Below are 12,516 nucleotides of genomic sequence, written 5' to 3' on the forward strand. Positions count from 1 at the left end.
AGAGCGGTGAGAACGGAGGGTTCCGCTCGGTAGCGGTTGGGCGCGGTGGATTTATGAACAATGGCCATGAGGCCTCCAAAAACGGGACCTCAGGGAGAAGCCAGATGGATGGGAGTGGCGATTGGGGCGCCGGTTTCACGCGTCTCGCCACTGGGGCGCGGTGTGATGAGAGTCGACCCGAAGGAGAAAATTCTTTCCCGTCGAAACACTCAGCCATCGCAACGTTACCTGAACGTAAGGGTTTAAGCCCCTTCGCGCACAAATAGGCCGGGCCCCGCAAGGAGGCAGAGCCCGACCCGGTTAGGCAAGGAAGTGGGATGGATTAGTGGCCTGAGCCCATGTTGCCGGCGAGGCGGGCGTGCAGCAGGCTGCTCGCTTCGTTGAGTCCCTCAATCGTCACGGTCTTCTCGTGGCGCTCGTACTTGTAGGTGATGTCGTCGAGGGTGGCGACGGTGGAGGCATCCCAGATGTGCGAGTTCGTCATGTCGATGACGATGCGGTCAGGATCGTCGAGGTAGCTGAACTGCGTCTTCAGATCGTTGCTGGAGGCAAAGAACAGGGCGCCGGTGATCGTGTAATAGGCGATGGGACCAGTCTCGTCGACGGTAAGGCTGCGTTCAACCTGGGCGAGGTGGGCGACGCGTCGGGCGAAGGCGACCATAGCGATGACGACACCGATCACGACGCCGACCGCGAGGTTGTGTGTAGCGACGACGGCGACAACGGTGAAGACCATGACGGTCGTCTCGCTCTTGGGCATTCGCTTCAGCGTGCTCAAGCGGATGCTGTGCCAATCGAAGGTCAGCACGGACACGATGATCATGACCGATACCAGTGCGGCCATGGGCACGACGGAAAGCACCGGGCCGACGCCGAGTACGAGCACGAGCAGAAAGGCGCCGGCGAGGAAGGTGGAGATGCGGGTGCGGGCACCGGATGCCTTGACGTTGATCATGGTCTGGCCGACCATTGCGCAGCCGCCCATGCCGCCGAAGAAGCCGGAGAGCATGTTGGCAACGCCCTGAGCCCAGGACTCACGCGTCTTGTTGGAGTGGGTGTCGGTGCTCTCATCGACGATCTTGGCGGCCATCAGCGACTCGAGAATTCCGACCATCGCCATTCCGAAGGCGTAGGGAGCGATGATCGTCAACGTTTCCATGTTGAGCGGGACGTTGGGAAAGAATAGCTGCGGGAGCGTCGTGGGCAGTTCGCCCTGGTCCCCAATGGTGGGGACATTGATCGATACCACGACGGTCAGCACCGTGAGTACGACGATCGCGACGAGCGGCGCGGGAACCACCTTGGTGAAGCGCGGCATAACGACCATGATGATGATGCCGACCGCGACGAGCGGGTAGACCATGAACGGGACGCCCAGCAGTTGCGGCAACTGCGAGGTGAAAATCAGGATGCCGAGGGCGTTGACGAATCCGACCATGACGCTGCGGGGAATGAACCGCATGATTTTGGCGACGCCGATGAAGGCGAAGACAATCTGGAAGATACCCGCCAGGATCACGGTAGCGATGAAGTAGTCGATGCCGTAATCCCGCGCGACCGGGGCGATCACGAGCGCAATGGCTGCGGTCGCACCGGTGATCATGGCGGGGCGGCCACCGAGAAATGCGATCGACACGGCCATGATGAAGGTCGAAAAGAGGCCGACACGCGGATCGACGCCGGCGATGATAGAGAACGCAATCGCCTCGGGGATGAGGGCCATGGCTACAACGAGGCCGGCGAGCACCTCCCGGGTGAGGATGCGCGGTGTGCGCAGAGCTTTCATCACGGTGGGATCGGCTTTGTACCGATTCTTCTCCGTGGTTTTTTCAATGATGGCCATGGGGCCTTCCTGGAGCGGGACACACGTATGGTGTCGGATGAGTAGAAGAAGTGAGTGTGGGCGCCCCGTCGCGCACCTCCACCAGTCATCAGGGACAATGGTGGGAGAGTGGGCTCACATGACAATGTCAGCCAACTTCTGCAACACTACTCTAACGTTAGGGTTGATTGCTAATCCGTTCGAGAAAAGGTATCAACTATGACTTCCCCAGCCGCCACGGGCACCATGCATATTGGAGAGCTCGCCGAGAAGACCGGTCTCTCACTGCGCACCATTCGTCACTATGACGAAATCGGGCTGCTCAAGGCCTCTGGTCGTACCGAGGGCGGTTTTCGCCTCTATACGCAGGAAGATCATTCTCGGCTGATCTTGATTCGCCGCATGAAGCCGTTGGGGTTCTCTCTCGAAGAGATGATGGCGCTGTTGAAGATCATCGACACGCTGCAGGGCGGCATGGCTGGTTCGGATAATCCGGATGTCCGCGCGGAGCTCGACACCTTCATTGCACAAGCGATTGAGCGTCGGCAAAAACTTCAGGACCAGCTGGGAATGGCCGACGAGTTTCTTGAGGTTCTGCGCACTCAGTAGGGCTGCGCAGTACAGCTAGCCGCGGTGCGGCGGTCGCACGAAAAGTGCGACGCCGATGACGACGGCGGGAATAAGTGCCAGTGCCAGCGTCGGCGTGGTGAAGCTGCCGGTCAGGTCGAACCCGAGCGAGAGCGCGACCGGACCGAAAGCCGTCGACGCGAGGCCGATGGCCGTAGCTACTCCTCGGATATTGCCAATGTGTGCCAAGCCGTAATAGCGCACGTATGAGGCGGCTTCCATGCCGCGCAGGCTCCCTCCGGCGGCACCAAGAATGAGGCCGTAGACGATGGCCGCCATTCCGCTGGTCACCCACGGCAGCATAACGAGAGCCGCGGTCAGCGTCACCATAGAGAACACGATGAAAACCTTGGGGCTAACCCGGTCGACGAGGCTGCCCGTGAGTAGGGTGGCTAAGATCCCGGTCACGGTCTGCGGTAGAAAGTTCGCCGCCGCCTCGAGCGAGGTCAGGCCTTGGGCGCCTAAAATAGCGATTTGATGAAACGCCAGCGCCGTTGTCAGCATGCCCGAGGTTGCCAGGCTCGCGGCGATGACCCAGAACATGCCCGATCGGATGGCCTCCGGCAGTGTCCACGATTCCTTCTGAATGGTGAGTTGAGCTGTGGAGGGGGTCGATTCCGGATCGACGGCGGGGGCGCGCTTGGGAAAGACCAACGCCAGCGGAATGACCACCACAACCACCGCCACCGCTTCCCACCGCCACGCATCGTAAATTCCCACGGATGCGATCAGCCGCTCCACAAAGATCGGTGCGAGTGAGATGCCGGCCGAGCCGATGGCACTCGCAATGCCGAGGGCCAGCCCGCGCCGATGGTGGATGGCCCGGGCAACCGCGGTGGTCGCGGCCAGGGTGAGCGCACCTTGGCCGGCCATCCGAACACCGGTGAAGCCGGCGGTGAGCCCGATGATCTCGCCAACGAAGCTGAAGGCTAGAAGGATGACGGCAAAGGTAAGGCCAATCACGACCGTGACGGACCGTGCTCCCCATCGATCCAACGCCCGCCCAATAAACGGCTGCACGGACGCGCCGGCGAGCGTGCCAATGAGATAACTGAGCGAGACATCCGTTCGCGACAGTCCCAGGTCGGCAATCAGGGGATCTGTGAAGACGGAGAGACCGGCAGTCTGGCCGGGGGCCGTCATGACCGAGATCAGTCCGGCGGCACCGATGAGGGCCAGCCAGGACCATGAGATTCGCGGACGCGGGCGCGGCGCTGTCCTGCGGTCGGACGGCGCCGGGGGGTGCGGGGAGTGTGGTGTAGAAGATGACACGGAAGCTTTCACAAGAATGGGGCAGACGGCGCGCCAGCAGCGCGCTGGGTGCGACGTGCAAAAAGAGCGCATCTGGAAGGTTCGAACAGCTTTCGAAAGGTGAGCGACACGCAAGCCCACTTACACTCTACTCTCACGTGAGAGGAAGGTGACCGATGGTGGATGGGAAATGGCCTTCAATTCATACTCTTCTCTTACGTTAGGGTAGAGTTGCTGTGAGTGGTTGACAGAAAACCACTCACGCGGTCCCTGACCCGATCGCGGCCCCAACTTTCCCCGTTCTAGGTTCCCGAGAGGCGCACTTCATGTCCATTCATCCCCTCGCTCGTACTGACCAGCACCTGATTCAGGATTTCATGTTGACCAAGATCACGCTCCTGCTGGCCCGCCACGCGGAACATACGGAGTGGGAATTTGAACTCACAGCAATGGATGAGAAGTCCCGCGAAGGTTCGTCGCAGGGACACTCATTCCTCTTCATTTACACCGTCGCGCGGTACTATGTCGCGGTCACACGCGCCCACGCGGAATCCAACACCTCCGAGACCGGTCCCGATCGCGACGATTCAACATTCTTCGGCGACTTCATCGATGCTGTCGCCAGCAACGACCCCAAACGAGCGTTGACACTGTGGTTCTCCACCGACATCAGCGCCGAAACCGATATCGCCGCTCCGGCAATTCGACAACTCGCCTTTGTATTTCTCGACCGGCTGACCATGCCGGCCTCGGATTTCATTGCCAGTGACGTGGCCGATTTCCTGCCTGACCCGTACGAACCTGACCATTCCGTGGGCTGACGCCCGCGCCCCAAGAAAAGAGCTCTATGAGCACCCATCCACTGTCCCTTACTGCACCGCCCGCACTTCTTGCGCGCGGCCTGCGTATCATCCCGCTCGGCGGTCTCGGCGAAATCGGCCGTAATATGACCGTGTTTGAGCACAAAGGCAAATTGCTCGTCATCGACTGCGGGCTGCTGTTTCCAAAAGACATTCAGCCTGGCATCAACGTGATCTTGCCCGATTTCTCGATCTTGCGTGACCGGCTCGACGACATCGCAGCCATCGTCCTCACCCACGGCCACGAGGACCACATCGGCGCAGTGCCCTACCTGCTCAAAGAACGCGGCGACATTCCCGTCATTGCCTCCAAGCTGACCCTCGCCTTCGTCGGAGCAAAATTTCAGGAACACCGCCTGCATCCCCCGGTCGTTGAAGTCAAGGAAGGCGAACGCCGCTCTGTTGGTCCCTTCAACCTCGAATTCCTGGCCGTGAACCATTCCATCCCCGACGGCCTCGCCATCGGCATCCGCACAGAAGCCGGGCTGGTCGTGCACACTGGCGACTTCAAAATGGATCAGTTCCCCCTCGACAACCGACTCACCGACCTGCCCGGTTTCGCCCGGCTCGGCGACGAAGGCATTGACCTGCTGCTGATCGACTCGACCAACGCCGTTGTGCCCGGATTCACCACACCCGAAGCCGATATCGGCCCCGCCATCGACACCGTGTTTCGTAACGCGCCACGACGGATCATTGTCTCCAGCTTCGCCAGTCACGTCCATCGCATCCAACAGGTGATCGATGCGGCTGTACGCCACAACCGCAAGGTGGCCTTCGTCGGCCGATCCATGGTGCGCAACATGGGTATGGCCGCTGAATTGGGGTATCTGCACGTCCCGAAGGGACTGCTCGTCGATGTCAAGGCCCTGGAGCGGATGAAAGACGACAAGGTCGTTCTTATCTGCACCGGTTCACAGGGAGAACCGATGGCGGCTCTGGCCCGAATGGCGAACCGTGAACACACCATCCGCATCGGCGAGGGCGACACCGTTCTCTTGGCCAGTTCGGTCATTCCCGGAAATGAGAACTCCATCTACCGGGTCATCAACGGACTGACCCGCTGGGGTGCCAACGTCGTGCACAAGGCCAACGCCAAAGTCCACGTGTCCGGGCACGCCAGCGCGGGCGAACTCGTCTACTGCTACAACGTGATGCGCCCCACCAACGTGATGCCCGTGCACGGTGAATGGCGCCACCTCACCGCCAACGCGGACCTGGCCGTGCGCACCGGAATCAGTAAAGACCGCGTTCTCGTTGTCGAAGATGGCATCGTGGTCGACCTGGTCGATGGACGCGCCACCGTCGTGGGTCGAGTGCCAGCCGACTATGTCCTGGTCGACGGCATGACCGTCGGCGGAGACGCAGCAGAAGCGATGGAAGACCGTCGACTCCTCGCGGAAGACGGTGCCATTACCGTTCTGGGAATTCTCAACACCGAGACGGGACGCCTGGCCGAACCGGTGGAATTCATCTCCCGCGGCTTCAATCACGATGCCGACTGGGCAGCCAATGCCGCGCAGGTCATCGACGAGGCCATGGTTGCAGCAACCCGGAACAATGCGCTCGACGGAGCAGCCGTCGAGCGCATCTTCTCCGAGAGCGTGACCCGATGGATGCAACGCAAGTATCGGCGCAACCCGGTGATCACGGCGGTCGTCGTTGACGCCTAGACGATAGCAAGCACAGCAGCGGCCCGGCACATCACGTGTGCCGGGCCGCTGCTGTTTTCGCCGGTGACTCACCTTCAGCGACGTTTATCGCCGCGGGCTGCGCCCTCGACGGACTCCATCTCGACGGACGGGCTGAGGTTCTCCAGCACGATATCTGGGAACTCCCGAGCGACAGCCTGAAACCGCCAAGGGGTGCTGAACAGGGCCAAGAGTGTGTCGTCGGAGCGGGTGAGCACTTCCACCTGGCGTAGCGACCCCAGTCTGCCCGCGCTTGCTCGATCGGTGCGGCGCGCGATTTGGTAGGGCAACGTCTCCATGCGGATGTCAGCACCAAAATCGTGCGTCATGCGTTCCTCAACGACGTCGAACTGCATTGGACCCACGGCCCCGAGTACGGGAGCTTGGTCGCCCCGCAGGTCAGATCGCATGACTTGAATGACCCCCTCATGGTCGAGCTGATCGATTCCTCGACGGAATTGCTTGTGCTTGCTGGTGTCCGCGGGGCGTACGGCACGAAAATATTCGGGGGCGAACACCGGCAGGGGTGGGTATTTGACGGGTTCGGAATCATAGAGTGAATCGCCTACCCGAAGAGAGGCTGCGTTGATCAACCCGACGATGTCGCCGGGCCAGGCCTGCTCCGCCATGGTGCGTTCTCGTCCGAACATCTGTTGCGCATACTTCGTGGCAAACGGACGGCCGGTCGATGCCTGCGTTAGAACCATCCCGCGGTGGAACATGCCCGAACACACTCTCACGAATGCGACGTGGTCACGGTGCGAGGCGTTCATGCCGGACTGAACCTTGAAGACAAAGCCCGAGAAGTCACCGCTGATGGGCCGTCGTCGATCGGTGATATCTGCCCGGGCCAGTGCGGGCGGAGCGAATTCCACGAGAGCGTCCAGCAGCTGGTGAACACCAAAGTTGAGGACGGCAGCGCAAAAAAGTACCGGCGTGGTCGTCGCGCGAAGAAAAAGTGCCTCGTTGTGGTCGTGCCCTTCGGCATGGAGCAGTGCTGATTCTTCGGCAGCATTAGTCCATTCCTGGCCGAGTTCCGCGGCAGCGGCCGTCGCCGTGGTACGAGCTTCAATGGCGGCGGTCGCGCCTCCCGGGGTTCGGGTGAAACGCACAAATCCGGGGGATTGTCGATCCAGAACTCCGTGAAATTCGCCGGCGAGCCCCACAGGCCAGGTGAGCGGTGTGGGAACGAGCCCGGTGCGGTCGTGGATCTCGTCCATGAGATCCAACGCGGACTTTCCAGGTCGGTCCCATTTATTGATGACCGTGATCACGGGCAGGCCGTGTTGTCGGCAGACCTCAAACAGTTTCATGGTTTGCGGTTCCAGGCCCTTGCTGGCATCGATGAGCATCACAGCGGCATCAACAGCGGAGAGGACCCGGAAGGTGTCTTCGGAGAAATCGGCGTGACCGGGGGTGTCAACGAGATTGATCACGGTGTCGCGATACTCAAACTGGATAGCGGCGGACGTCACGGAAATGCCACGGGCCTGCTCCATGGCCATCCAGTCAGACACGGTGCCTCGCCGGCCGGCTTTGCCGTGTACTGCACCCGCCCAATCAATCGCGTGCGCGTGCAGCAGGAGTGCTTCGGTCAGGGTGGACTTGCCGGCATCCGGGTGAGAAATAACGGCAAAGGTGCGCCGTTTGTGGGCTTGGGCGAGGATGTCGAGGTTAGAGACGGTGGGCGTGGTTTGATGCGTCACGGTGTTCCTGTCTGTGGCATGATCACGAGGTGGGCGTGGTGGCTTCACAGACTTCGCAGCAGGTCGACGAACCCGTTGGCTACGCGAACCTGTTCGCGCAGTGAGCATTCACGCGCTTCGATATCGCTGATCAGGATGGCGAGATCACGCCGGATTGTTGACATTGTCCCGTCCGGGTCGGAGTCGACCAGATCCAGTGTCGCCAGGGCGTCCTTGATTTCCGGATGGGTGAGAGACAACGCTCGGAGGCTGCGGATGATGCGTGCCCGATCGAGGTCGGCCGGGGCATAGAGCCGATAGCCGGAATCGCTGCGCCCTGACGCTTGCAAAATGTGGATCTCGTCGTAGTGCCGCACGGTGCGCTGGGAGAGCCCAGTCCGTTCGGCGAACTCACCGATAAGCATGAATGCCCCCTTGTCTCGTATGGGAATAATCGTACGTCTCTACTCTAACGTAAGAGGAGAGTTGGTGGTAATAAACATAAGGCATATGACCAACGCATATCTGAACCACCCGTGGACGCGATATGTCGCGCTCGGCGACTCCTTTACCGAAGGCATCGGTGACCCCGAGCCAGAGTGTGTGGGCGGGAATCGAGGCTGGGCCGACCGGGTCGCCGAAGTGCTCAGTGACGACCAACCGGACTTCGGCTACGCCAACCTCGCCGTGCGCGGCAAGATCTTGAGCCAGATCAGCGACGAACAGGTGGAACCGGTGCTACAGCTGCGCCCGGATCTCATCACCATCTCCGCTGGCGGTAATGACGTGATTCGTCCCGGTCCCGCGCCAAGATCGTCCTCTTCACCGGGCCGATCTCGGGTTCTCACCATTTTTTCGGGGCATGCGGGGAAAAGTCGCGATCTACAACGAGAACTTGCGCTCTGTGGCAGCGCGGCACGGCTGCGTGGTAGTTATCTCTGGTCGCTGACGGCCATTCATGACGCGGGTATGTGGGCTCCGGATTGGTTGCGCTTCAGCCCGCTGGGTCATCACACCACACGATTGCCCGCAGCGTTCTGAGCGCGCTCCGTGTCGAGAATTCATTGCAGCCATCCCAGATCGAGCCGTTGCCGTTCTGGCGGAGCGTACGAACGAGTGATGTCGCGTGGGCGCGCACCTATCTGGTGCCGTGGGTCTTGCGCCGTGCTCTGCACCAATCCTCGGACGATCACATTCTGCCCAAACGCCCCGAGGCCAGTTCCTTGGGCCAGACTCGGTTGTGACGCTGCCTGCGTTCGATGGCTACTCCGCAGACTTGACCGCGTGGCCACCGAACTGGTTCCGTAGCGCGGCGACAGCTTTCATCGCCGGGGAATCTTCCTGACGAGATTCGAACCGGGCGAAGATTGATGCGCTCATGGCGGGAACGGGCACGGCATTAGCCAATGCTTCTTCGATAGTCCACCGGCCCTCGCCGGAGTCATCGACGTATCCTTCGATACTGGTCAGTGCCGGATCCTCCTCGAGCGCCTGAACCAGGAGCTCGAGAAGCCAGGACCGAACGACCGAGCCGCGCTGCCATGCCTTGAATGTTCCAGGAACATTCTTGATAATGTCGTCGCGCCTGGCGAGCAGCTCGTATCCTTCGGCGTAGGCCTGCATAAGGGCGTATTCGATGCCGTTGTGCACCATCTTGGCGTAGTGACCGGCACCGACTTCGCCGGCGTGCACGAAGCTTTCCTCACGCGGGCCGGTCGGACGCAGGGCGTCGAATACCGGCATGAGCCGGTCAACGGAGGCCGCGCTGCCGCCGACCATAAGCGCAAAGCCGTTCTCCTGGCCCCAGACTCCGCCGGAAACACCGGCGTCGATGTAGTCGATTCCTTTCTCAGCGAGAAGGGCTGCGTACACGAAGTCGTCGCTGAAACGGGAATTACCGCCGTCGATGACCACGTCACCGGTGCCTAGGAGTTCGCTGACCTCGGTGATGACGGTCTTCGTGATGGCGCCGGAGGGGACCATTACCCAGACGGTTTTGGGCGAGGGAAGGGCGTCGATGAGATCTTGGAGAGTAGCGACGTCGGACACGTCAGGGTTGCGGTCGTAGCCGGTTACTGTAACGTCGTTGTCGCGGAGTCGGGCGCGCATGCTGGCACCCATTTTTCCGAGTCCGATGAGGCCGATATGCATGTTCATGCTGCTCATTTCAATCGTGACTTGCAGGCGGAGGTGGTTTGAGGTGTGCTCAACAAACATATGCATAAGGATCGACGCCGTCGGGAATTCGGATGTTTTCGTTGTGGTCCAAGACCACTGAGGCGACTTTGAGCCAGGCTACGCTTTCGTCCCCGGCCGTGGTGAGGCGGAAAGTTTGCCGGATATCAACACAAGCTCGTGGCGACCCTGCAGAAGAAGCCTTTTCGCTTAAGTCAAGGCCCCGAACCGTAGGGTTACGAGATGGCGCGTTCGGCAGGTCCGCAAGGCTAAAAGTCCGATCGAATAGATCAACATCTTGGCCTCGATAGGAGCAGACTGCCGACAACACTGCCTGCGTGAAGTGGGGGTCGGACTTTGCGCAGCGCTGTCCCCGATGACGATAATCGGTAGGCGCTGCATGTGCTGCCAACGGCATGCCGCCATGGGAGGGGGCTATGTTGGGTGGAGATGGAAGCGGCATCGGAGCTGGTCGAGGTACCGCTAGTCCGGACCGCTCATCACGAAGGAGATTCAATGTCGAATCAGAGTCATCAGCCGTGCGCAACGAGAGATCTCGAGGTCCGCAGCCTGTCCGATCATGAATGGCGTGTGGGTGATCGCCGCTGCCACGAAAGGTCACCCGAGAAGGTGCTCGGTTACATCGAAAAACGTGGTTCTGCTTTTGAAGTCATGAACATAGAGGCGCCGCGACGGCATGTCGTATTCGATCACTTCGAGTCGGCGGTCGCCTCGTTTGCGTCAGTCTCTCCGACTTAGATTTTGTCCACGGCGTGACACCAACTTGCCGAATCGCTCAGCTTCGGGCGCGAGGTTTTGACGCGTTCACGCTGCGGGGTCCAGATGAAGCAGAAGCGGCTCAATCCAAGCCTTCCCTGGGGCCAAGCAGCGTGCGTATCAAAAATGAGACCGCCTTAACTTAGATGAGACAGAGGGGGCCATTTCACGGGTTGCCTCTACCGCCAACAGATTCTGTTGGATGAGAACAAGCAGGTTAAGGACCGCCGCCACCACCCCGCCCGCCTCACCGACGCAAAATCGTTCATGGCCTCGTTCGTCGATGGCTATAACCACGAACATCGCCATACCCGGATCGGCCTCAAAACGCCCGCCGACGTCCACTCCGGCCTCGCAGCAGCGAAGGCCATCTAACGTAGCAGCGACGCTGGAGACGCGGCCCGGGAACGCCTCCCCGGGCGATCCAGCACCAACCACGCGCCCCAGATGTCGAAATGAAGGGTCATTTAAACCTTCGTCCGTCCCGGCAGCTAGTGGTAGACTGGCTCGGCGATGGTTACGGCGAGGTCTGCTGGTCGACTCCACATCGGCCAGTGCCCGGTCGGGAGATCGATAAGTTCGAGATCGCGGAGGAGTGCGGCTTCAGCCATCATCGGATTACCTTCGCGAGCCATGTGCATTATGTCAGCGCTCGTTGAAAAGTAGACCAGAGATCGTTACCGGGATGACGCTGTGGCCGAGGTCGCGCAGATGGGCCGCGACAGCGTCCCACGCCCATCCACCAAGCCAGTAGCCGGGTACGAGAACAAATGAGGTTTGGGTGGGGCTGTCTTTCTTCATGATTTCATCTTTGTTCGCACCCGAGACAACGGCATGTCACTATTCATGCCATTAATCTGTTTCTTGTGAAAAGATCCGAGCGTCTTCAATCCCTGACCGAGTCGTTGCGTCGGGCGGGCTCTCGCGGTCGCACCGCGCAGCAACTCGCCGACGGGTTTGAGGTGACCATCCGCACGATCAAGCGTGAAATCTCCGCACTCGAGGCGGGCGGTCTCCCCGTTTGGGCGCGCACAGGTCCTGGCGGGGGCTACGGGCTGACAGAGATGTTCCGTTCTCGGATTCGGCGCGTGCTTCGATCCTCAAAGTGCTTGACGTACTTGATCCAGTGTCCCGTCGGAAAGCCGCTGAGCTCTCCAGCCGCGTATGGGTTGACGTCGGCCCGTCAGCCGAACGGCGCGTGATGTCCGCGCTCGAGCAAGCCACCGTTGACCAGGTCACCGTCAACGTCACCTACACCGACGCGGAGGGGCAAACCACACGACGCGAGATAGAACCAATGATCTTCGCTCTCACCGCTGGCCAGTGGCAGCTCGTCGCCTGGTGCAGACTCCGGGAGGGTATTCGCTGGTTCGCCCTAACCAGGATTCAGCGCGCAACGGTCACACGCCATCCGTGTACGGGACATCAGATCGAAGAGATAGGTAAACCGCCTACGCTTGCGCATTCCGTCCATTTCTGAGCGTCGCTTCGGCGGGGGCCAGATTTTGGCGCAGAAGCCGGTTGGTGTTCTCGTTCGATCCTCGCTGCCACAGAGACCACGGATCACAAAGTAGGCGTTCGATTAGCCGTGAAATGCGTCGCAACTCCCACCCGACAACGCGCCGCTA

Annotated in this window: 14 protein-coding genes; 7 read left to right on the forward strand and 7 right to left on the reverse strand. The window is 60.6% G+C overall.

Going from position 1 to position 12,516, the window contains the following annotated elements; translation table 11 throughout:
* Window positions 1-322 precede the first annotated feature (322 nt).
* Window positions 323-1,843 (reverse strand): SulP family inorganic anion transporter, encoded by a 1,521-nt coding sequence (locus CXY70_RS09860; RefSeq protein WP_104192203.1) that lies wholly within the window; start codon window positions 1,841-1,843, stop codon window positions 323-325.
* A 198-nt stretch (window positions 1,844-2,041) separates the two neighbouring features.
* Here CXY70_RS09860 and CXY70_RS09865 point away from each other — a divergent pair, with 198 nt between their 5' ends.
* On the forward strand, window positions 2,042-2,431 hold the full coding sequence (locus CXY70_RS09865) for a MerR family DNA-binding transcriptional regulator (protein ID WP_104192204.1): 390 nt from the start codon (window positions 2,042-2,044) through the stop codon (window positions 2,429-2,431).
* Window positions 2,432-2,446: 15 nt separating this feature from the next.
* Here the strand turns inward: CXY70_RS09865 and CXY70_RS09870 are convergent, their stop codons facing one another.
* Window positions 2,447-3,721, reverse strand: a complete 1,275-nt coding sequence (locus tag CXY70_RS09870; RefSeq protein WP_233205872.1) for an MFS transporter — start codon at window positions 3,719-3,721, stop codon at window positions 2,447-2,449.
* A gap of 305 nt (window positions 3,722-4,026) precedes the next feature.
* Between CXY70_RS09870 and CXY70_RS09880 the strand changes: the two genes are divergently transcribed.
* Entirely contained in the window at window positions 4,027-4,521 is a 495-nt protein-coding gene (locus CXY70_RS09880) for a hypothetical protein (RefSeq protein WP_104192207.1), read from the forward strand.
* Window positions 4,522-4,547: 26 nt separating this feature from the next.
* The gene (locus CXY70_RS09885; RefSeq protein WP_104192208.1) at window positions 4,548-6,233 is read left to right on the forward strand and encodes a ribonuclease J; all 1,686 of its coding nucleotides are present in this window, start codon (window positions 4,548-4,550) and stop codon (window positions 6,231-6,233) included.
* Window positions 6,234-6,307: 74 nt separating this feature from the next.
* Here CXY70_RS09885 and CXY70_RS09890 read toward each other — a convergent pair whose 3' ends face one another.
* Together CXY70_RS09890 and CXY70_RS09895 are read right to left on the reverse strand one after the other, a co-directional pair.
* Window positions 6,308-7,957 carry a peptide chain release factor 3 gene (locus tag CXY70_RS09890; protein ID WP_233205873.1) on the reverse strand — a complete coding sequence of 550 codons (1,650 nt, stop codon included), beginning with the start codon at window positions 7,955-7,957 and terminating at the stop codon, window positions 6,308-6,310.
* 44 nt (window positions 7,958-8,001) lie between these two features.
* Window positions 8,002-8,361 (reverse strand): MerR family transcriptional regulator, encoded by a 360-nt coding sequence (locus tag CXY70_RS09895; RefSeq protein ID WP_104192210.1) that lies wholly within the window; start codon window positions 8,359-8,361, stop codon window positions 8,002-8,004.
* A gap of 85 nt (window positions 8,362-8,446) precedes the next feature.
* Here CXY70_RS09895 and CXY70_RS09900 point away from each other — a divergent pair, with 85 nt between their 5' ends.
* Window positions 8,447-8,977, forward strand: a complete 531-nt coding sequence (locus CXY70_RS09900) for an SGNH/GDSL hydrolase family protein (RefSeq protein WP_369852378.1) — start codon at window positions 8,447-8,449, stop codon at window positions 8,975-8,977.
* Window positions 8,978-9,199: 222 nt separating this feature from the next.
* Here the strand turns inward: CXY70_RS09900 and gnd are convergent, their stop codons facing one another.
* Window positions 9,200-10,087 carry a phosphogluconate dehydrogenase (NAD(+)-dependent, decarboxylating) gene (gnd, locus tag CXY70_RS09905; protein ID WP_104192386.1) on the reverse strand — a complete coding sequence of 296 codons (888 nt, stop codon included), beginning with the start codon at window positions 10,085-10,087 and terminating at the stop codon, window positions 9,200-9,202.
* A gap of 999 nt (window positions 10,088-11,086) precedes the next feature.
* Here gnd and CXY70_RS17565 point away from each other — a divergent pair.
* A complete protein-coding gene (locus CXY70_RS17565; RefSeq protein WP_146066107.1) occupies window positions 11,087-11,263 on the forward strand; it encodes a transposase in 177 nt (58 codons plus the stop codon).
* Window positions 11,264-11,379: 116 nt separating this feature from the next.
* Here CXY70_RS17565 and CXY70_RS18500 read toward each other — a convergent pair whose 3' ends face one another.
* Window positions 11,380-11,502, reverse strand: coding sequence for a hypothetical protein (locus CXY70_RS18500; RefSeq protein ID WP_255412029.1), 123 nt, complete (start codon window positions 11,500-11,502; stop codon window positions 11,380-11,382).
* Window positions 11,503-11,533: 31 nt separating this feature from the next.
* The gene (locus tag CXY70_RS17810) at window positions 11,534-11,689 is read right to left on the reverse strand and encodes a hypothetical protein (RefSeq protein ID WP_158250956.1); all 156 of its coding nucleotides are present in this window, start codon (window positions 11,687-11,689) and stop codon (window positions 11,534-11,536) included.
* A 65-nt stretch (window positions 11,690-11,754) separates the two neighbouring features.
* Here CXY70_RS17810 and CXY70_RS18675 point away from each other — a divergent pair, with 65 nt between their 5' ends.
* Together CXY70_RS18675 and CXY70_RS18680 are read left to right on the forward strand one after the other, a co-directional pair.
* The gene (locus CXY70_RS18675; protein WP_369852381.1) at window positions 11,755-12,090 is read left to right on the forward strand and encodes a helix-turn-helix transcriptional regulator; all 336 of its coding nucleotides are present in this window, start codon (window positions 11,755-11,757) and stop codon (window positions 12,088-12,090) included.
* Window positions 12,090-12,368: a helix-turn-helix transcriptional regulator gene (locus tag CXY70_RS18680; protein ID WP_369852383.1), complete on the forward strand. Its 279-nt coding sequence runs from the start codon at window positions 12,090-12,092 to the stop codon at window positions 12,366-12,368. The genes CXY70_RS18675 and CXY70_RS18680 overlap by 1 nt, the downstream gene beginning before the upstream one ends.
* Window positions 12,369-12,516: the final 148 nt, after the last annotated feature.

It is taken from the genome of Cryobacterium sp. Y82 (assembly GCF_002929495.1).
Classification (GTDB): domain Bacteria; phylum Actinomycetota; class Actinomycetes; order Actinomycetales; family Microbacteriaceae; genus Cryobacterium; species Cryobacterium serini.

What these genes read in the sequence shown, in the direction of transcription:
- CXY70_RS09860 (WP_104192203.1), bottom strand. Translation starts at nt 1,843, where the DNA reads ATGGCCATCATTGAAAAAACCACGGAGAAGAATCGGTACAAAGCCGAT.
- CXY70_RS09865 (WP_104192204.1), top strand. Translation starts at nt 2,042, where the DNA reads ATGACTTCCCCAGCCGCCACGGGCACCATGCATATTGGAGAGCTCGCC.
- CXY70_RS09880 (WP_104192207.1), top strand. Translation starts at nt 4,027, where the DNA reads ATGTCCATTCATCCCCTCGCTCGTACTGACCAGCACCTGATTCAGGAT.
- CXY70_RS09885 (WP_104192208.1), top strand. Translation starts at nt 4,548, where the DNA reads ATGAGCACCCATCCACTGTCCCTTACTGCACCGCCCGCACTTCTTGCG.
- CXY70_RS09895 (WP_104192210.1), bottom strand. Translation starts at nt 8,361, where the DNA reads ATGCTTATCGGTGAGTTCGCCGAACGGACTGGGCTCTCCCAGCGCACC.
- CXY70_RS09900 (WP_369852378.1), top strand. Translation starts at nt 8,447, where the DNA reads ATGACCAACGCATATCTGAACCACCCGTGGACGCGATATGTCGCGCTC.
- gnd (WP_104192386.1), bottom strand. Translation starts at nt 10,087, where the DNA reads ATGCATATCGGCCTCATCGGACTCGGAAAAATGGGTGCCAGCATGCGC.
- CXY70_RS18500 (WP_255412029.1), bottom strand. Translation starts at nt 11,502, where the DNA reads ATGATGGCTGAAGCCGCACTCCTCCGCGATCTCGAACTTATCGATCTC.
- CXY70_RS17810 (WP_158250956.1), bottom strand. Translation starts at nt 11,689, where the DNA reads ATGAAGAAAGACAGCCCCACCCAAACCTCATTTGTTCTCGTACCCGGC.
- CXY70_RS18680 (WP_369852383.1), top strand. Translation starts at nt 12,090, where the DNA reads ATGTCCGCGCTCGAGCAAGCCACCGTTGACCAGGTCACCGTCAACGTC.